The organism is Enterobacter cloacae complex sp. 6730903 (assembly GCF_048283985.1).
Taxonomy (GTDB): domain Bacteria; phylum Pseudomonadota; class Gammaproteobacteria; order Enterobacterales; family Enterobacteriaceae; genus Enterobacter; species Enterobacter hormaechei_C.
The window spans coordinates 15,023-34,020 of record NZ_JBLVXX010000038.1 but is presented as its reverse complement, the minus strand read 5'-3'; the positions used below and the strand labels follow the sequence as shown (position 1 = coordinate 34,020).

Here is an 18,998-nt window from a genome sequence, read left to right as displayed (position 1 = left end):
TCAAGAGCACGTATACAAATAGTCCAATTCCGAAACTATGTCATCCGGAACATGCTCATTAAAACAGCAACACTGGAAAAATGTGCGCGATATCGCAGATAACTGCCTAATTTTGCGCGGGATCACTCATCCCTTCGCGTCCTCCTGGCAGAAAGCCTCAGAGGAGGAGTTTTTCCCCTGAGCCGAGTGGCACACTGGTCAAAAATGCCGCGACAGGAAAATGGAATGAAACGCACTGCATTAGCTGTTCTGATGTTACCCGCATTCGCGCATGCCGACTGGTCATCACCGGGATTTAACGCGTTTAGCGCTGAAGGTACTGGCGTCTTTACCAGCCAGGCAACGCTTGCGAAGGGTACCCGCCCGCTGACGTTGAGTCTTGACAACGCGTGCTGGCAGCCGACAGGTGCCATTAAGCTCAACGAGATGCTGTCGCTCAAACCGTGCGAAGGCACCCCACCGCAGTGGCGGTTATTCCGTGACGGCGTTTATCAGATGCGTATTGATACGCGCTCGGGAACGCCGACGCTGATGTTAACGGTACAAAGTGCGGCGCCACAGCCTGTCGCAAACGTCACCCGCCAGTGCCCGAAGTGGGACGGCAAACCGCTGACAATCGACGTCGTTAACACCTTCCCGGAAGGCACGGTGGTGCGTGATTTTTACAGCAAACAGACCGCGACCGTTCAAAATGGCAAAGTGACTCTTCAGCCAGCCGCCAACAGCAATGGCCTGCTGCTGCTTGAGCGCGCCGAGACGGACAAACCAGCGCCGTTCAGCTGGCAAAACGCCACCGTCTATTTCGTGCTGACCGATCGCTTCGTGAATGGCGACCCCACCAACGACAACAGCTATGGCCGTCATAAAGACGGTATGCAGGAGATTGGTACTTTCCACGGCGGCGATCTGAAAGGGCTTACCAGCAAACTGGATTACCTTCAGCAGCTGGGCGTGAATGCGCTCTGGATAAGCTCGCCGCTGGAGCAGATCCACGGCTGGGTTGGCGGCGGCACCAAAGGGGATTTCCCCCACTACGCCTATCATGGCTATTACACCCAGGACTGGACGAAACTCGACGCCAACATGGGCAACGAAGATGATTTACGCCAGCTTGTCGACGACGCGCACAGGCGTGGTATCCGCGTCCTGTTTGACATTGTCATGAACCACGCGGGTTATGCGACGCTTGCAGATATGCAGGAGTATCAGTTTGGCGCGCTCTATTTGCAGGGCGATGAGCTGAAAAAAACCCTCGGCGAGCGCTGGACTGACTGGAAGCCAGGCGCGGGTCAAAGCTGGCACAGCTTCAACGATTACATCAACTTCAGTGACAAAGCCGCATGGGAAAAATGGTGGGGTAAAAAATGGATCCGTACCGATATCGGTGATTACGACAACCCGGGCTTTGACGATCTGACCATGTCGCTGGCCTTCCTGCCTGATCTGAAAACGGAATCTAAGATCCCGTCAGGTTTGCCGAACTTTTATCAACACAAGCCCGATACCAACGCGAAAGTGATGACGAATTTCACACCGCGAAATTACCTGACTCACTGGCTCAGTCAGTGGGTACGTGACTACGGCATCGACGGCTTCCGGGTCGATACCGCTAAGCACGTTGAGCCTGAAGCCTGGCAGCAACTGAAAAACCAGGCAAGCCAGGCGCTGGCCGCGTGGAAAGCCGCCAACCCGGACAAAAAACTCGACAATGCGCCATTCTGGATGACCGGTGAATCCTGGGGCCACGGCGTGATGCAGAGCGATTATTACCGCCACGGCTTCGATGCGATGATCAACTTTGACTATCAGGAGCAGGCAGCGAAAGCGGTGGACTGTCTGGCCGATATGGATTTAACCTGGCAGCAAATGGCAGAAAAGCTGCAAAGTTTTAATGTGCTGAGCTATCTCTCCTCCCACGATACGCGTCTGTTCCGTGAAGGGGGCCAGCGCGCCGCTGAGTTACTGCTGCTGGCGCCGGGAAGCGTGCAGATCTATTACGGCGATGAATCAGAGCGTCCATTCGGCCCGACGGGCTCCGATCCGCTACAGGGAACCCGTTCGGATATGAACTGGCAGGACGTCACGGGTAAACAGGCGTTAACTGTCGCCCACTGGCAGCTTCTGGGGCAGTTCCGCGCCCGTCATCCGGCGGTGGGTGAAGGCAAGCAAACCACGCTGTCACTGAAAGAAGGCTACGGCTTTGTGCGCGAGCACAAGGGCGATAAGGTGATGGTGGTGTGGGCGGGTAATCAATAGATCCCCTCACCCTAACCCTCTCCCCAGGGGGAGAGGGGATTGCACGGTGCGCTCTTTCTCCCTCGCCCCTTTGGGGAGAGGGCCGGGGTGAGGGGCATTCACCAGAACAATTCACCACACAAATACAAACCCGCCACATAAAACAACAAATCCGACCACATCCGCCGATTTGCACCAACACGGTGCTGGCGTTATGGTTACTGCCTTTCATATTAAGCCCGACAGATCACCTGCTATGACGTTTTCACTATTCGGCGACAAATTTACCCGCCATTCAGGCATTACCCGCCTGATGGAGGACCTCAACGACGGGCTGCGCACCCCAGGCGCTATCATGCTTGGCGGCGGAAACCCGGCTCAAATTCCGGAGATGAACACCTACTTCCAGACGCTGCTGGCAGAGATGCTGGAAAACGGTAAAGCAACCGATGCGCTATGTAATTACGACGGCCCTCAGGGTAAAACAGAACTACTGACGCTTCTGGCGGCAATGCTGCGGGAAGCGCTGGGTTGGGATATCGAACCACAGAATATTGCACTGACAAACGGCAGTCAGAGCGCGTTTTTCTACTTATTCAATCTGTTCGCCGGACGCCGCGCCGACGGCACCACGAAAAAAGTGCTGTTCCCGCTGGCACCGGAGTATATCGGCTATGCCGATGCCGGCCTCGAAGAAGACCTGTTTGTTTCCGCACGTCCGAATATCGAGTTGCTGCCAGAGGGCCAGTTCAAATACCACGTCGATTTTGAACATCTGCATATCGGTGAAGAGACGGGCATGATCTGCGTATCACGTCCCACCAACCCGACGGGCAACGTGATCACCGACGACGAGCTGATGAAGCTGGATGCGCTGGCGAATCAGCACGGCATCCCACTGGTGATCGATAACGCCTATGGCGTACCGTTCCCGGGGATCATCTTCAGCGAAGCGCGTCCGCTGTGGAACCCGAACATCATCCTCTGCATGAGCCTCTCCAAGCTGGGCCTGCCGGGCAGCCGCTGCGGCATTATCATTGCTAACGAGAAAATCATCACCGCCATTACCAACATGAACGGCATTATCAGCCTTTCCCCTGGCGGCATCGGCCCGGCGATGATGTGCGAGATGATCAGGCGTAACGACCTGCTGCGCCTGTCGAATGAAGTGATCAAGCCGTTTTACTCTCAGCGCGTTCAGGAAACCATCGCCATCCTTCGCCGCTACTTACCGGAAGAACGCTGCCTGATCCATAAACCGGAAGGGGCAATTTTCCTGTGGCTGTGGTTTAAGGATCTGCCCATTACGACAGAGCTGCTTTATCAGCGTCTGAAAAAGCGTGGCGTGCTGATGGTGCCAGGGGATTACTTCTTCCCGGGGCTGGATAAGCCGTGGCCGCACACGCACCAGTGCATGCGCATGAACTACGTCCCGGACCCGGAAAAAATCGAAGCGGGTGTGAAAATTCTCGCCGAAGAGATTGAGAACGCCTGGCGCGAGGCCGGTTAATAAAACCTCAGGCCAGATTACGCAGCCGTTCCGCGCGTAATCTGGCGGGGTCTATGCAGCGCAGCGCGTGGGTGGGACAGGCTTCGACGCAGGCGGGACCGCCCTCGCGATGCGCGCACAAATCACATTTCAGCGCCTGAACGCGATCTTCCACAACCCGAACCTGCATTGCCCCGAACGGGCACGCCACCATACAGCTTTTGCAGCCGATACAGCGGGCCTGCTCAACGAGCCAGGCTCCCGCAGCGCGGTGAATGGCCCCCGTCGGGCAGACATTCGCGCAGGGCGCATCTTCACACTGGTGGCAGCCCACGGCCGTGGTGAAGGTTGCCCCCTTAACCACGCGGATCCGTGACGTAAGCGCTTCTGGCGTGGCGCTGCTTTGATGCGACATCATGCACGCCACCTCACAGGTGCGGCACCCGATACATTTTTCAGGATCCGCCAGGATAAATCGGTTCATCAGTTACGCCTCGCGCACGTTAAACCCCAGTTCTTTCGAGATAGCTTCCGCCGTGTCACGCAGCGGTTTTAACAAGTTTTTCTCACCCACCTGCTTCATGCGCGACGTCGACAGCGAAATGGAGATGGCATAAGGCACGCGCCCGTGAATATCAAAGACCGGCACGGCGATACATGACACACCCAGCTCGTTCTCTTCTTTGTCCATCGCCATGCTGTGATCGCGAATTTCCGCCAGCTCATCATACATCGCGCTCAGTTCGGTGATGGTGTTGCGGGTCAAAGGTTGGATCTGTTCCTGGTGGCTTTCCCAGTAGCTCGCCACGTAATCCTGATGACCAAACGCCATATAGATTTTGCCCATCGCAGAACAATAGAGCGGCATATGCTGGCCGATATATGCGCGCGTGCGCAGCATACCGGTTGTTGGCTCCAGCTTATAAATCAGGATCGCGTGGTCATCTTCACGGCTGGAGAAGTTGACCGTTTCGCCGGTGGCAATGTTCAGCGCCTCGAGGTGCGGCGCCGCCACGTGAATAATATTGAGCGATGAAAGCGCCTTTTGCCCGACGGCGATAAATTTAGTGGTCAGACGATAGCTCCCTGCCGCCGGTGCCGGCGTCACGTACCCGCACGACTGCAACCCCTGCAATAACCGGTGCACGGTGCTTTTATTCAGCCCCGCCAGTTCTGATAAATGCGCAAGCGGACACCCGTTCGGATAGTTACTGAGGATTTCAATCAGCATCAGACCGCGAAACAAGCTCTGGCTACCTGCTGGCCTCTCTTTTTCTTGCGTCATTTCGCTCTCTTTTATGCTCATCAAATGGCTCCTGTTTATCGCGCCCTGATGGTAGCGCAAAGTGTGGTTTAGTTCACGATCTCAACAGAAAAAACACAACCATTTGATTTTAATCGATTTTGAAAAACGTGAATGTCGTTGATCTGACAAAATTTGATCGTTATATTTGAAATCAGATTTCGTATAGTGAAATTTAGCGATAAAAAAGCACTCGCACTTGCCCCTAAAAAAACAGGAGAACAGGGATGAAAGTGACCTTCGAAGAGTTGAAAGCGGCGTTCAATCGGGTTCTGCTCGATCGCGGTGTAAAAGCGGATACCGCAGACGCCTGCGCCGAGATGTTCGCCCGCACCACGGAGTCCGGCGTTTATTCACACGGCGTCAACCGCTTCCCGCGATTTATTCAGCAGCTTGACGCAGGCGACATCATCCCTGACGCCCAGCCGAAACGCGTAACGACATTAGGTGCCATCGAACAGTGGGATGCCCAGCGTTCCATCGGCAACCTGACGGCGAAGAAGATGATGGACCGTGCTACCGAGCTGGCGTCCGATCACGGGATCGGCCTGGTGGCGCTGCGTAACGCTAACCACTGGATGCGCGGCGGCAGCTACGGCTGGCAGGCGGCGGAGAAAGGCTATATCGGCATCTGCTGGACCAACTCTATTGCCGTGATGCCCGCGTGGGGATCAAAAGAATGCTGCATCGGCACAAACCCGCTGATCGTCGCTATTCCGTCGAATCCAATCACCATGGTCGATATGTCGATGTCGATGTTCTCCTACGGCATGCTGGAGGTGAATCGCCTGGCCGGACGCGAATTACCGGTCGACGGCGGCTTTGACGATGAAGGCAATCTGACCAGAGAGCCGGGCGTGATTGAGAAAAACCGTCGCATTCTGCCCATGGGCTACTGGAAAGGTTCCGGCTTGTCGATTGTGCTCGACATGATCGCCACCCTGCTCTCTGACGGCGCGTCCGTCGCGGAAGTGACCCAGGACAACAGCGACGAATACGGCGTATCGCAGATCTTTATCGCCATCGAAGTGGATCGCCTGATCGACGGTCCAACCCGCGATGCCAAACTACAGCGCATCATGGACTTCATCACCACCGCAGAACGCGCTGATGAAAATGTCGCCGTCCGTCTGCCAGGCCATGAGTTCACACGCCTGCTGGAGGAGAATCGCCGCAACGGCATCACGGTTGACGACAGCGTGTGGGCGAAAATCCAGTCTCTGTAAGGAGTGGGTCATGATATTCGGACATATTGCACAGCCAAATCCATGTCGCCTGCCGCTGGCGATAGAAAAGGCGCTTAATTTTCTGCGTACCACGGATTTCACCACCCTGGCGCCGGGCGTGATCGAAATTGAAGGCCGCAACATTTTTGCCCAGCTTCTCGACCTCACCACAAAGGAACAACACGAGAACCGCCCTGAAGTCCATCGCCGCTATCTGGATATCCAGTTTCTGGCCTGGGGCGAAGAAAAAATCGGTATTGCTATTGATACCGGGAATAACAAAATCAGCGAATCATTGCTGGAGCAACGGGATATTATTTTTTATCACGACAGCGAACATGAGTCATTTATCGAAATGATACCTGGCAGTTACGCCATATTTTTCCCGCAGGATGTTCACCGTCCTGCCTGTATTAAAAACAAGGGATCCGCAATTCGTAAAATTGTGGTGAAAGTGGCCATCAGCGAATTAGATTAATTTTCTGATAAATACAGGAATGCGAAATGACCAACACCGGTTTTATTATTGGTGCGTACCCCTGCGCACCTTCGTTTCACCAGAAAGGGGAGCAGGAAGAACACGCCTTCTGGCGGGAACTTTCCGACACGCCAAATATTCGCGGGCTGGAACAACCTTGCCTTGAAAACCTCCATCCGTTTGGTGATGAATGGCTGTTTCGTCATACGCCGGGCGACTGGCAGATCGTTGTCACAGCCGTTATGGAAACCATGCGCCGCCGCGGCAGCAACGGCGCGTTTGGCCTGGCGTCCGCGGACGAAGAACAGCGTAAAGCGTGCATTGAATATTACCGCCATCTGCATCAAAAGATTGATGCCGTTAATACCCGCTTTCCCGGGAAAGTGATCGCTCTGGAAATGCAGGCCGCACCGCAGGCGGGTAATGGCTCTGTTGAGCAAGCGACAGAAGCATTCTCCCGCTCGGTACGGGAAATCGCGAACTGGGACTGGGGCTGCGATCTGGTGCTGGAACACTGTGATGCGATGACCGGCCCGGCGCCGCGTAAAGGATTCTTGCCCTTAGAGCAGGTGCTGGAGGTAGTGAAAGAGACCGATATCAGCGTCTGTATCAACTGGGCACGTTCGGCTATCGAAGGTCGCAACACCGCCCTTCCGCTGGAACATGTTCAGGCGGCACTCGCTGCCGGGAAGCTGGGGGCGCTGATGTTTTCGGGCACGACTCCTCACGGTGAGTACGGAGAATGGCAGGATCTGCACGCGCCGTTTTCTTCGTTCTGCGCCGACAGTCTCATGTCCGCTGAACATGTAAAAACGCTATTTACTGCGGCGAGCGCCGCAACATTGAAATTCTCCGGTATTAAATTACTGGAAATCAATGCTAATGCTGACGTCAGCCATCGCATCGCTATTTTGCGCGACGGCATTAGCGCTATGAATAAAGCATCACAATAAAAATAAAGAATACATTTTCCGGTTACCTTCACTGAGATATTAACTATGAATATTTCTTCTAATGCTCTACACGCGGACATTCCGCGCCAGCGCTGGCTAAGGATCATTCCCCCTATTCTTATCGCCTGCATTATTTCCTATATGGACCGCGTAAATATAGCTTTTGCGATGCCCGGCGGTATGGATGAAGAGCTGGGCATTTCCGCCACGATGGCGGGTCTGGCGGGGGGGATCTTTTTTATCGGCTATTTGTTCCTGCAAGTTCCCGGCGGCAAAATTGCCGTGCACGGCAGCGGTAAGAAGTTTATCGGCTGGTCGCTGGTTGCCTGGGCGGTGATCTCGGTTCTGACCGGGCTTGTAACCAACCAGTATCAGCTGCTGGTGCTGCGCTTCTTACTCGGCGTGGCGGAAGGTGGGATGCTGCCCGTTGTGCTCACGATGATCAGTAACTGGTTCCCGGATGCCGAGCGCGGCCGCGCCAACGCGATTGTGATCATGTTCGTGCCCATCGCCGGGATCATCACCGCCCCGCTGTCGGGATGGATTATCACCGCCCTCGACTGGCGCTGGCTGTTCATTATTGAAGGTCTGATGTCCGTTGTTGTGCTGGTGCTGTGGGCATTCACCGTCTACGACCGCCCGCAGGAAGCGCGCTGGATCTCAGAGGCCGAGAAAAACTACCTGGTACAAACCCTGGCGGCAGAGCAGCAAGCCATTGCGGGTAAAGAGGTGAAAAACGCCTCGCTCAGCGCGGTGCTGTCTGACAAAACCATGTGGCAGCTGATCGCCCTCAACTTCTTCTATCAGACCGGCATTTACGGCTACACCCTCTGGCTGCCCACCATTCTGAAAGAACTGACGCACACCAGCATCGGCCAGGTGGGAATGCTCGCCATTCTGCCTTACATCGGCGCCATTGCCGGCATGTTCCTGTTCTCTTCGCTCTCTGACCGCACCGGCAAGCGCAAGCTGTTTGTCTCCCTGCCATTGATTGGCTTTGCGCTCTGCATGTTCCTCTCCGTGGCGCTGAAAGAGCACACCTGGCTGGCCTATGCCGCACTGGTGGGTTGTGGCTTCTTCCTGCAATCCGCAGCGGGCGTGTTCTGGACCATCCCGGCGCGTCTGTTCAGCGCTGAGATGGCGGGCGGCGCTCGCGGCGTGATCAATGCCCTGGGCAACCTCGGCGGGTTCTGCGGTCCCTATGCGGTAGGCGTACTGATCACCCTATACAGCAAAGACGCAGGCGTTTACTGCCTGGCGGTTTCGCTGGCGCTGGCATCGCTGCTGGCCCTGCTGTTACCGGCGAAATGCGATGCCGGAGCAGAGCCCAACCCCACGGTGAACTCGCATAAGCGTGCGGCCTGAGGCCCTCACCTGACCCACTAAACCAAACCGTAGGCCGGGTAAGCGAAGCGCCACCCGGCAATTAAGCGAGAAGAAGATGAGTGAAAAAGAGCCCTTCTGGCTGGGTATCGATTGTGGCGGTACTTATCTGAAAGCCGGTTTATACAACAGCCAGGGCAAAGAAGTCTGTATTGAACGCCGCTCAGTGGCCACGCTCAGCCCACGCGCCGGGTACGCCGAGCGGGATATGCACCAGCTCTGGCAGCACTGCCACAAAACCGTCGCCCTGCTGCTTAAAAATTCAGGCGCTGACGGCGGTCAGATCAAAGGCGTTGGCATTTCAGCCCAGGGCAAGGGGCTGTTTCTGCTCGATAAACAGGATCGCCCCCTGGGTAACGCCATACTCTCCTCCGATCGCCGTGCGCTGGAGATCGTGCAACGCTGGCAGCAGGACGGTATACCCGAAAAGCTCTATCCGCATACTCGCCAGACGCTGTGGACGGGGCATCCGGCCTCACTCCTGCGCTGGGTTAAAGAGAACGAGCCGCAGCGGTATCAGCAAATCGGCAGCGTGATGATGGCGCACGATTACCTGCGCTGGTGTCTGACCGGAGTCAAAGGCTGCGAAGAGAGCAATATCTCGGAATCCAATCTCTACAACATGAATACCGGGCAGTACGATCCGCAGCTTACGCGCTGGCTCGGCATCAGCGACATTGACGGTGCCCTGCCGCCTATTATCGGTTCAGCAGAAATTTGCGGGGAAATCACCGCTCAGGCAGCCGCACTGACCGGTCTCACGGCGGGTACTCCCGTCGTTGGTGGACTGTTTGATGTGGTTTCCACCGCGATCTGCGCCGGGCTGCATGACGAACATACGCTGAATGCCGTAATGGGGACCTGGGCCGTAACCAGTGGGATTGCCCACGGCATCCGCGACAACGAGCCGTTCCCCTACGTCTATGGCCGCTACGTCCATCCGCAGCAGTTCATCGTTCATGAAGCCAGCCCCACCTCGTCCGGCAACCTGGAATGGCTGACGGCCCAATGGGGCGATATGTCATTTGATGAGATTAACCACGCCGTGGCCAGCCTGCCAAAAGCTGAAAGCGATGTGTTCTTCCTGCCTTTCCTCTACGGCAGCAACGCCGGGCTGGAGATGACCAGCGGCTTCTATGGTTTGCAGGCGCTGCATACCCGTGCGCACCTCCTCCAGGCGGTTTATGAAGGGGTGGTATTCAGCCACATGACCCACCTCAACCGTATGCTCGAACGCTTTCCCCACGTGCAGGCCCTGCGCGTGACGGGCGGCCCAACCCATTCGGACGTGTGGATGCAGATGCTCGCGGACGTCAGCGGCCTGGCGATTGAACTCCCCCAGGTGGAAGAGACCGGCTGTTCCGGTGCGGCGCTGGCCGCGCTCGTCGGTACAGGCCTCTATCCCGATTTTTACGCCGCTCAGCGCGCCCTCAGGCATGACATCCGGATGATTGAACCTGACATGCGTGCCCATGCCGCCTACCAGCGCAAATATCACCATTACCAGCAACTGATTTCAGCATTACAGGGCTATCACGCCCGTGTTAAGGAGTACGAACTATGAGCCGACCATTATTGCAGCTGGCGCTCGACCACACCTCGCTTCAGGCCGCGCAGCGCGATGTCGCGACGCTTTCCGATCACGTCGACATCGTCGAAGCCGGCACCATCCTGTGCCTGACCGAAGGGCTAAACGCCGTTCGCGCCCTGCGCGCGCAGTGTCCGGATAAAATTATCGTGGCGGACTGGAAAGTCGCCGATGCCGGAGAAACGCTGGCTGAGCAGGCGTTTGGCGCAGGCGCAAACTGGATGACCATCATCTGTGCCGCCCCGCTGGCCACCGTTGAACGTGGCCACGAGGTCGCACTGCGCGGCGGCGGCGAGATCCAGATGGAGCTGTTTGGCAACTGGACGCTGGACGACGCGCGCGCGTGGCATCGCATCGGGGTGAAGCAGGCGATTTACCACCGCGGGCGCGACGCACAGGCCAGCGGCCAGCAGTGGGGCGAGGCGGATCTCAGCAAAATGAAGGCGCTGTCCGATCTCGGTTTGCAGCTTTCTATAACTGGCGGCATCACACCCACCGACCTGCCGCTGTTTAAGCAGATCAACGTCAAAGCCTTCATTGCCGGGCGCGCGCTGGCAGGCGCCGCCAATCCGCCGCAGGTGGCACAGGCATTCCATTCGCAAATCCGCGACATCTGGGGAGAGTAACCATGCGTCAGCATCCGTTAGGCATTTACGAAAAAGCGCTGCCGAAAGATCTCTCCTGGCCGGAGCGCCTGGTTCTGGCAAAAAGCTGCGGCTTCGATTTTGTGGAGATGTCGGTGGATGAGACCGATGAGCGTTTATCGCGCCTTGAATGGAGTACCACGCAGCGCGCCTCTCTGGTGGAAGCGATGCTGGAGACCGGCGTGGCGATCCCGTCGATGTGCTTGTCTGCCCATCGTCGCTTCCCGTTTGGCAGCCGCGATGAAATCGTGCGCGAACGCGCCCGCGAGATCATGACCAAAGCCATCCGGCTGGCCCGTGATTTGGGTATTCGCACCATCCAGCTTGCGGGTTATGACGTGTACTACGAGGAGCACGACGAGGGCACGCAACAGCGCTTTGCCGAAGGGCTGGCGTGGGCCGTAGAGCAGGCTGCCGCCGCGCAGGTAATGCTGGCGGTAGAGATCATGGACACTGCGTTTATGAACTCCATCAGCAAGTGGAAAAAGTGGGATGACATGCTCGCCTCGCCGTGGTTCAGCGTTTACCCGGACGTCGGCAACCTGAGCGCGTGGGGCAACGACGTCACCGCCGAGCTGACGCTGGGCATTGACCGCATCGCCGCTATCCACCTGAAAGATACCCGGCCCGTGACCGAGCAAAGCCCCGGACAGTTCCGCGATGTGCCGTTTGGCGAGGGCTGCGTCGATTTCGTGGGCGTGTTTAACACGCTGAATCAACTTAACTATCGCGGCGCATTTCTGATTGAAATGTGGACCGAGAAAGCCAAAGAGCCGGTGCTGGAGATCATCCAGGCGCGCCGCTGGATTGAAGCCCGAATGCAGGAAGGAGGCATGACATGTTAGAACAACTCAAAGCCGAGGTGCTGGCGGCAAACCTTGCCCTGCCCGCCCACCAGCTGGTGACGTTCACCTGGGGCAACGTCAGCGCGGTTGACCGTGCCAGCGGCATGATGGTGATCAAACCATCCGGCGTGGAGTACGACGTGATGAACGCAGAAGATATGGTGGTGGTAAATATCGCCACGGGTAAAGTGGTCGAGGGGAGTAAAAAGCCCTCCTCCGACACCCCGACCCATCTCGCGCTGTATCGTCGTTACCCGGAAATTGGCGGCATTGTGCATACCCATTCCCGCCACGCCACCATCTGGTCGCAGGCGGGGCAGGATTTACCCGCGTGGGGAACGACGCACGCGGACTATTTTTACGGTGCGATCCCCTGCACGCGGCTGATGACCACGGCTGAAATCGCGGGTGAATATGAATACCAGACGGGGGAAGTCATTATCAAAACCTTCGAGGAGCGCGACATAAGCCCGATGCAGGTCCCGGCGGTGCTGGTTCATTCTCACGGCCCGTTTGCCTGGGGCAAAGACGCTGCCGATGCGGTACACAATGCCGTGGTGCTGGAAGAATGCGCCTATATGGGGCTTTTCTCGCGCCAGCTTGCACCTCAGCTTCCGGTTATGCAGCAGGAATTGCTGGATAAGCATTACCTGCGCAAGCATGGCGCAAATGCCTATTACGGCCAGTGATCATCCGGAATTAATATGCTCTTTACAGTACCGCCGTTTCCAGACGGCGGGCGTTAACCCGGTATGTTTTGAGAATATTTGCCGGAAATAACCCACGTCATTAAAACCGCACCGGGCGGCCACTTCAGTTAATGAGGCCGCATCGTTCAGCAGCAGTTTTTCAGCGGCCCTGACGCGCTGGCGGTGAATTGCCTCCGTCAGGGTTAAATGAAACGTCCGACGAAATACTCGCCCCAGGTAATCTGCGTTGCAGTGCAGCTCTTTTGCCAGCTGCGAAGTGGACAGGGGCAAATGAAAGTGCGTGCGGATAAGCTGCTTGGCCTTCCACGCCATTGCTGCGCCCGCATCATCCGCTTTATCTTCATATCCCGGCGAGAGCGATATCTGCTGCAAAATTAACAGCAAAATTATCTCCAGCGCCTGGCTACGCTGTAATTTTTCCTGCTCGCTTAAAAACTGACGGAATAACGCAATAACATATTGCGGATCCCGCACGCTACAGTGTTGCTCAATCGACAGCGGCGTCGCGCCTGGTAACACCGGCAAGCGTTCATCCACCTCAAAATGCAGCCAGTAAAATTTGAGATCGCCCGGAAAATCTTCCACGCCGACATGCCGCCGCTTCGGCCAAAGTAATAAACTCTCGCCAGCGTTTACCTCAAACAGCGTATTTTCCTCCTGGATCGTTAATGTCCCTTTTTCGACAAAAATTATCTCCCACGAAGATAATTTTCGTGCGGGATGACGGCCCACGCCCCGGGAGATAAATAACCCGCCATTTTGAACCCTGATCGGAAGTGCTATGGATAATTCAAGCATGGATATTCATTTTTCCGCTTTTATGATGGCTGATATTGTCTTTATCCCTTGATTATTAATAAATATCAGCAGAACGGCTCGATCAAAATCACAGTTTTACCATCAGGTCGGAATCGTCACCTTTTTATACTTTTCCCTTCCCTTGTTGGTCTGCCCGATGAATGCAGAATAAATGGGGTACCTTGCACAAATACGATAAAAAATCGTTTATCGAGGAGTTACCCCATGACTTCCACACCGATTACAGACGCAGAAGTTGCAAAACAGGCAGCCGATGACCGGCTGTCAGTCCGCGAGAAAATTGGCTACGGCCTGGGCGACGCGGGCGGCACGGTAATTACCTGCCTGATCATGAACTTTCTGACCTTTTTCTATACCGATGTATTTGGCCTGACGCCCGCGCTGGTGGGCACGCTGTTTATTGCCCTTCGGGTATTTGACGCGATTTCCGATCCGGTGATGGGCGTGATTGCCGACCGCACGCAGAGCCGCTGGGGGCGTTTTCGTCCGTGGCAGCTGTGGGTCGCGCTTCCCATCGGGATCGTCGGCGTGCTGACCTTCACCGTTCCGGACGCCAGCATGGGCGTGAAAATCGCCTGGGCGTTCGGCACCTATCTGTTGCTTTCAGTGGGCTATACCGCCATCAACGTGCCATATTGCGCGCTGATCAACACCATGACCACCCGCCACAACGAGGTTATATCCTGCCAGTCCTGGCGCTTCGTACTGTGCGGCGTGGCGGGCTTTCTGGTCTCCGTTGGCCTGCCGTGGCTGGTGTCAGAGCTGGGACAGGGCAATGCCGCCCGGGGTTATCAGCTGGGCGTCGGCGTGCTGTGCGCCATCGCCGTGGTGATGTTTTTGTGCTGCTTCTTCTGGGTGCGCGAGCGCGTCCCGCTTGCGCTGATGGGTAAATTCACCCTGCGCGAGCACCTGGCGGGCCTGCGGAAAAACGATCAGCTGCTGCTGATGCTGGTGATGTCGTTTCTGCTGATCAACGTCTTCAACATTCGCGGCGGCGGATACATGTACTTCATCACCTACGTGCTTCAGGGCAGCACGGCGTACACCTCGCTGTTTTTCACCATGGTGACCTTTGCCGCCATTCTGGGCGCGGTGATCGTCAGCCCGCTGTCGCGGCGGATTGATACCGTCAAACTCTACTACTACACCAACCTGATACTCGCTGCGCTTGCGGTGGGAATGTGGTTCCTGCCGGGTGGCCCGGCGCACCAGACGCTCTGGCTGATCGTGATTTTAAGTAACGGCGTGATCCTGGGCTTCACCCTGCCGCTGCACTTCTCGCTGATGGCCTTTGCCGATGACTACGGCGAATGGAAAACCGGCGTGCGCTCATCGGGGATGAACTTCGCCTTCAATCTGTTTTTCATCAAGCTCGCGTGGGCATCCAGCGCCGGGATCATCAGCCTGGTGTTTATTGCCGTGGCCTATCAGCCAGGCGCAGGTAACCAGACGCCCGCCTCATTGCAGGGCATCACCGCCATGGAGACGCTGCTCCCTGCCCTTTTCCACCTGCTGCTGGCGGTCGCTATCCGCTGGTGCAGGCTTAACAATCCCGTGATGTCGCGCATTGCCACCGATTTGCGCCAGCGTCATGTACAGTCCTGAGGAGAACGATATGACCATAATGGAAGCCGACCTGCATCAGCTGAAAATCAACGACCCGTTTCTTGGTCAGTACCAACGGCTGGTCCGCGATGTGGTGATCCCCTACCAGTGGGATGCGCTTAACGATCGCGTGGCGGAGGCCGAACCCAGCCACGCCATCGCCAACTTCCGCATCGCGGCCGGTCTGGAACAGGGGGAGTTCTACGGGATGGTCTTTCAGGACAGCGACGTGGCGAAATGGCTCGAAGCCGTGGCGTGGTCGCTGTGCCAGAAGCCGGATGCTGAACTGGAAAAAACCGCCGACGAGGTGATCGAGCTGGTCGCAGCGGCGCAGTGCGAAGATGGCTATCTCAATACCTATTTCACGGTGAAAGCACCGGCCGAGCGCTGGACCAATCTGGCCGAATGCCACGAGCTGTACTGCGCCGGACATATGATTGAAGCGGGTGTGGCGTATTTCCAGGGAACCGGAAAGCGCCGCCTGCTGGACGTGGTGTGCAGGCTGGCGGATCATATCGACAGCGTGTTTGGCCCGGGCGAAAACCAGCTGCACGGTTACCCTGGCCACCCGGAAATCGAGCTGGCGCTGATGCGGCTGTACGACGTCACGCAGGAGCAACGCTATCTCAATCTGGTGAAATACTTTATTGAGGAACGCGGCGCGCAGCCTCACTTCTACGATATCGAATACGAGAAGCGCGGCAGAACGTCATACTGGAACACCTATGGCCCGGCGTGGATGGTTAAGGACAAAGCCTACAGCCAGGCGCATCTGCCCCTTGCGGAACAACAAACGGCCATCGGCCACGCCGTGCGTTTTGTCTATCTGATGGCAGGCATGGCGCATCTGGCGCGCCTGAGCAACGACGAAGGGAAACGTCAGGATTGCCTGCGGCTGTGGAACAACATGGCACAACGCCAGCTGTACATCACCGGCGGGATTGGCTCGCAAAGCAGCGGTGAGGCGTTCAGCAGCGATTACGATCTGCCCAACGATACGGTCTACGCCGAAAGCTGCGCCTCCATCGGCCTGATGATGTTTGCCCGCCGGATGCTGGAGATGGAGGCGGACGGCCACTACGCCGACGTGATGGAGCGCGCGCTGTACAACACGGTGCTGGGCGGCATGGCGCTGGACGGTAAGCATTTCTTTTATGTGAATCCGCTGGAAGTGCACCCGAAAACCCTGGCCTTTAACCATATCTATGACCACGTCAAACCGGTGCGCCAGCGCTGGTTCGGCTGCGCCTGTTGCCCGCCGAATATTGCGCGCGTGCTGACCTCGCTGGGGCACTACATTTATACCGTTCGCCCGGACGCGCTGTTGATCAACCTGTACGTGGGGAACGACGTCGCCATTCCGGTTGGGGATAACATCCTCCAGCTGCGGATTAGCGGGAACTATCCGTGGCATGAGCAGGTGAAAATCGAGATAACCTCACCAGTTCCGGTGACTCACACGCTGGCCCTGAGGCTGCCGGACTGGTGTGCGGATCCGGCTGTTTCGCTCAATGGTCAGGCCATTACAGGCGAGGTCTCCCGTGGATACTTATACCTCAACCGCAGCTGGCAGGAAGGCGACACGCTGACGCTGACGTTACCGATGCCGGTCCGCCGCGTGTACGGCAACCCGCAGGTGCGCCAGCAGGCGGGGAAAGTCGCATTGCAGCGTGGACCGCTGATTTACTGCCTGGAAGAAGCCGATAACGGCGCAAATCTGCATAACCTTTCTTTGCCCAAGGACAGCGCGTTTCGGGTATTTGAAGGCAAAGGCATTTTCGCGCACAAGATGCTGATACAGGCGGAAGGGATCGGGTGTCAGGCGAAGGACACTGATGCCCTGTGGCAGTACGACCACTCGCCGGTAGAACGTCAGCCCCGGACGCTGACCTTTATTCCGTGGTTTAGCTGGGCAAACCGGGGAGAAGGGGAAATGCGGATATGGGTGGACGAGGGCTGAATAACTGCGGCCTGTTGCCCTCACCCCAGCCCTCTCCCACGGGAGAGGGAGTAAAAAGTAGGCCGGGTAAGGCGAAGCCGCCACCCGGCTTTAACCCGGCTCAGGTCACCCTACCCGGGACGGCCTGAGCCCGGAGGTTAAAACAGCCCCAGCGGTTTATCGGAGTAGCTGACCAACAGACATTTCGTTTGCTGGTAGTGCTCCAGCATCATCTTATGGGTTTCACGCCCGATGCCCGACTGTTTGTAGCCGCCAAATGCCGCATGAGCCGGATAGGCGTGATAGCAGTTTGTCCATACGCGTCCGGCCTGAATGCCGCGGCCCATTTTATAGGCCAGATTACCGTTACGACTCCAGACGCCCGCCCCCAGGCCATACTGCGTGTCGTTGGCGAGTTCCAGCGCCTCGTCCATGGTTTTAAACGTGGTGACGGCCAGCACCGGTCCAAAAATTTCCTCCTGGAAAACGCGCATGTTGTTCTTACCGAACAGGATGGTCGGCTCAAGGTAGTAACCCTCCTGCAAATCGCCGCCCAGCACCTTACGACGACCGCCGGTCAACACATCGGCCCCCTCTTTTTTACCGATATCAATATAGTTGAGGATGGTTTCCAGCTGGCCATGCGATACCTGCGCTCCCATCTGGGTGACGTTATCCAGCGGGTTACCGCTGCGAATCGACTCCACGCGCCGGATCGCCCGCTCCATAAAGCGCTCATAAATGGATTCCTGCACCAGCGCGCGGCTCGGACAGGTGCAGACTTCACCCTGGTTGAACGCGAACAGCGCAAACCCTTCCAGCGCTTTGTCGAAGAAGGCGTCCTCTTCATCCATCACGTCGGCAAAGAAGATGTTCGGCGATTTCCCGCCCAGCTCCAGGGTGACCGGAATGATGTTCTGGGTCGCGTACTGCATGATCTGCTGACCCACTTCCGTTGAGCCGGTAAACGCCACTTTGGCAATACGCTTTGAAGTAGCCAGATATTCGCCGATCTCTCCCCCGGCCCCGTTGACCACGTTAATGACCCCCGGCGGCAACAGGTCGCCAATCACCTCCATCAGCAGCAGTACCGAAAGCGGCGTTAAGCGTGCAGGTTTCAGCACAACGCAGTTACCCGCCGCCAGCGCGGGCGCCATTTTCCAGCTCGCCATCAGCAGCGGGAAGTTCCACGGAATAATTTGCCCCACCACGCCGAGCGGCTCGTGGAAGTGATACGCCACGGTATCTTTGTCAACTTCACTTATTCCCCCCTCCTGGGCACGAATGCAGGACGCAAAATAGCGGAAATGGTCAATCGCCAGCGGCACGTCCGCCGCCATGGTTTCCCGGATCGGCTTGCCGTTGTCCCACGTTTCTGCGGTCGCCAGCAGCTCCAGATTCTGCTCCATCCGATCGGCGATTTTGAACAAAATGGCCGCTCTGTCCTGAACGGACGTTTGCCCCCACTTATCTTTCGCCTTATGCGCCGCATCCAGTGCTAAATCGATATCCCGCTTGCCCGAACTGGCAATATCACACAGCGGCTGGCCGGTAACGGGCGTCAGGTTGGAATAGTATTCACCGTCGACGGGCGCCACCCAGTCGCCGCCGATAAAGTTGCCATAGCGGGGCTTCAGCTTAAGAGGAAAACCATACTCGCCTGGCTGGATACGCGATGAGGGAGGATTGTTTGTCATGACCGTCTCCTTGCAGTAGGTGTACAACAAGGGTAGTTCCGGCTGGTGATTTTCTCGCCAGTCGGTAACGGGTTTACGAGCCGT

At 56.9% G+C, this 18,998-nt stretch carries 16 protein-coding genes; 12 read left to right on the top strand and 4 right to left on the bottom strand.

Features of this window, described 5'->3' with window-relative positions; translation table 11 throughout:
- Window positions 1-225 precede the first annotated feature (225 nt).
- A complete protein-coding gene (locus ACNQ0W_RS18180) occupies window positions 226-2,256 on the top strand; it encodes an alpha-amylase (RefSeq protein WP_062933737.1) in 2,031 nt (676 codons plus the stop codon).
- Window positions 2,257-2,491: 235 nt separating this feature from the next.
- Window positions 2,492-3,745: a valine--pyruvate transaminase gene (gene avtA, locus ACNQ0W_RS18175; RefSeq protein WP_015572749.1), complete on the top strand. Its 1,254-nt coding sequence runs from the start codon at window positions 2,492-2,494 to the stop codon at window positions 3,743-3,745.
- 7 nt (window positions 3,746-3,752) lie between these two features.
- On the opposite strand, the gene ACNQ0W_RS18170 is transcribed toward avtA, so the two are convergent.
- Together ACNQ0W_RS18170 and yiaJ are read right to left on the bottom strand one after the other, a co-directional pair.
- Window positions 3,753-4,208: a 4Fe-4S dicluster domain-containing protein gene (locus tag ACNQ0W_RS18170; protein ID WP_062933738.1), complete on the bottom strand. Its 456-nt coding sequence runs from the start codon at window positions 4,206-4,208 to the stop codon at window positions 3,753-3,755.
- A 3-nt stretch (window positions 4,209-4,211) separates the two neighbouring features.
- A complete protein-coding gene (yiaJ, locus tag ACNQ0W_RS18165) occupies window positions 4,212-5,030 on the bottom strand; it encodes an IclR family transcriptional regulator YiaJ (protein WP_015572751.1) in 819 nt (272 codons plus the stop codon).
- A gap of 224 nt (window positions 5,031-5,254) precedes the next feature.
- Between yiaJ and yiaK the strand changes: the two genes are divergently transcribed.
- The 8 genes from yiaK (at window position 5,255) to araD (ending at window position 12,833) form a co-directional block, all read left to right on the top strand.
- Window positions 5,255-6,253 carry a 3-dehydro-L-gulonate 2-dehydrogenase gene (yiaK, locus tag ACNQ0W_RS18160; protein ID WP_015572752.1) on the top strand — a complete coding sequence of 333 codons (999 nt, stop codon included), beginning with the start codon at window positions 5,255-5,257 and terminating at the stop codon, window positions 6,251-6,253.
- A gap of 10 nt (window positions 6,254-6,263) precedes the next feature.
- On the top strand, window positions 6,264-6,731 hold the full coding sequence (locus ACNQ0W_RS18155; protein WP_062933739.1) for a YhcH/YjgK/YiaL family protein: 468 nt from the start codon (window positions 6,264-6,266) through the stop codon (window positions 6,729-6,731).
- Window positions 6,732-6,757: 26 nt separating this feature from the next.
- The gene (locus ACNQ0W_RS18150; RefSeq protein ID WP_062933740.1) at window positions 6,758-7,684 is read left to right on the top strand and encodes a DUF4862 family protein; all 927 of its coding nucleotides are present in this window, start codon (window positions 6,758-6,760) and stop codon (window positions 7,682-7,684) included.
- 45 nt (window positions 7,685-7,729) lie between these two features.
- Window positions 7,730-9,049 (top strand): MFS transporter, encoded by a 1,320-nt coding sequence (locus ACNQ0W_RS18145; RefSeq protein WP_017382592.1) that lies wholly within the window; start codon window positions 7,730-7,732, stop codon window positions 9,047-9,049.
- Between the two features lie 76 nt (window positions 9,050-9,125).
- On the top strand, window positions 9,126-10,631 hold the full coding sequence (locus tag ACNQ0W_RS18140) for an FGGY-family carbohydrate kinase (RefSeq protein WP_062933741.1): 1,506 nt from the start codon (window positions 9,126-9,128) through the stop codon (window positions 10,629-10,631).
- Complete coding sequence (gene ulaD, locus ACNQ0W_RS18135) at window positions 10,628-11,281, top strand: 3-keto-L-gulonate-6-phosphate decarboxylase UlaD (RefSeq protein ID WP_062933742.1); 654 nt, start codon at window positions 10,628-10,630, stop codon at window positions 11,279-11,281. The genes ACNQ0W_RS18140 and ulaD overlap by 4 nt, the downstream gene beginning before the upstream one ends.
- A 2-nt stretch (window positions 11,282-11,283) precedes the next feature.
- Window positions 11,284-12,144: an L-ribulose-5-phosphate 3-epimerase gene (locus ACNQ0W_RS18130; protein ID WP_017693794.1), complete on the top strand. Its 861-nt coding sequence runs from the start codon at window positions 11,284-11,286 to the stop codon at window positions 12,142-12,144.
- A complete protein-coding gene (gene araD, locus ACNQ0W_RS18125; protein ID WP_015572759.1) occupies window positions 12,138-12,833 on the top strand; it encodes an L-ribulose-5-phosphate 4-epimerase in 696 nt (231 codons plus the stop codon). Before ACNQ0W_RS18130 ends, araD begins: the two co-directional genes overlap by 7 nt.
- Here the strand turns inward: araD and ACNQ0W_RS18120 are convergent, their stop codons facing one another.
- On the bottom strand, window positions 12,834-13,652 hold the full coding sequence (locus tag ACNQ0W_RS18120; RefSeq protein WP_032649828.1) for an AraC family transcriptional regulator: 819 nt from the start codon (window positions 13,650-13,652) through the stop codon (window positions 12,834-12,836).
- Between the two features lie 225 nt (window positions 13,653-13,877).
- Here ACNQ0W_RS18120 and ACNQ0W_RS18115 point away from each other — a divergent pair, with 225 nt between their 5' ends.
- Window positions 13,878-15,278 carry an MFS transporter gene (locus ACNQ0W_RS18115; RefSeq protein ID WP_045142691.1) on the top strand — a complete coding sequence of 467 codons (1,401 nt, stop codon included), beginning with the start codon at window positions 13,878-13,880 and terminating at the stop codon, window positions 15,276-15,278.
- Between the two features lie 10 nt (window positions 15,279-15,288).
- Window positions 15,289-17,238 carry a glycoside hydrolase family 127 protein gene (locus tag ACNQ0W_RS18110; RefSeq protein ID WP_062933743.1) on the top strand — a complete coding sequence of 650 codons (1,950 nt, stop codon included), beginning with the start codon at window positions 15,289-15,291 and terminating at the stop codon, window positions 17,236-17,238.
- A gap of 137 nt (window positions 17,239-17,375) precedes the next feature.
- Here the strand turns inward: ACNQ0W_RS18110 and aldB are convergent, their stop codons facing one another.
- A complete protein-coding gene (gene aldB, locus ACNQ0W_RS18105; protein ID WP_116329996.1) occupies window positions 17,376-18,914 on the bottom strand; it encodes an aldehyde dehydrogenase AldB in 1,539 nt (512 codons plus the stop codon).
- Between the last annotated feature and the right edge of the window lie 84 nt (window positions 18,915-18,998).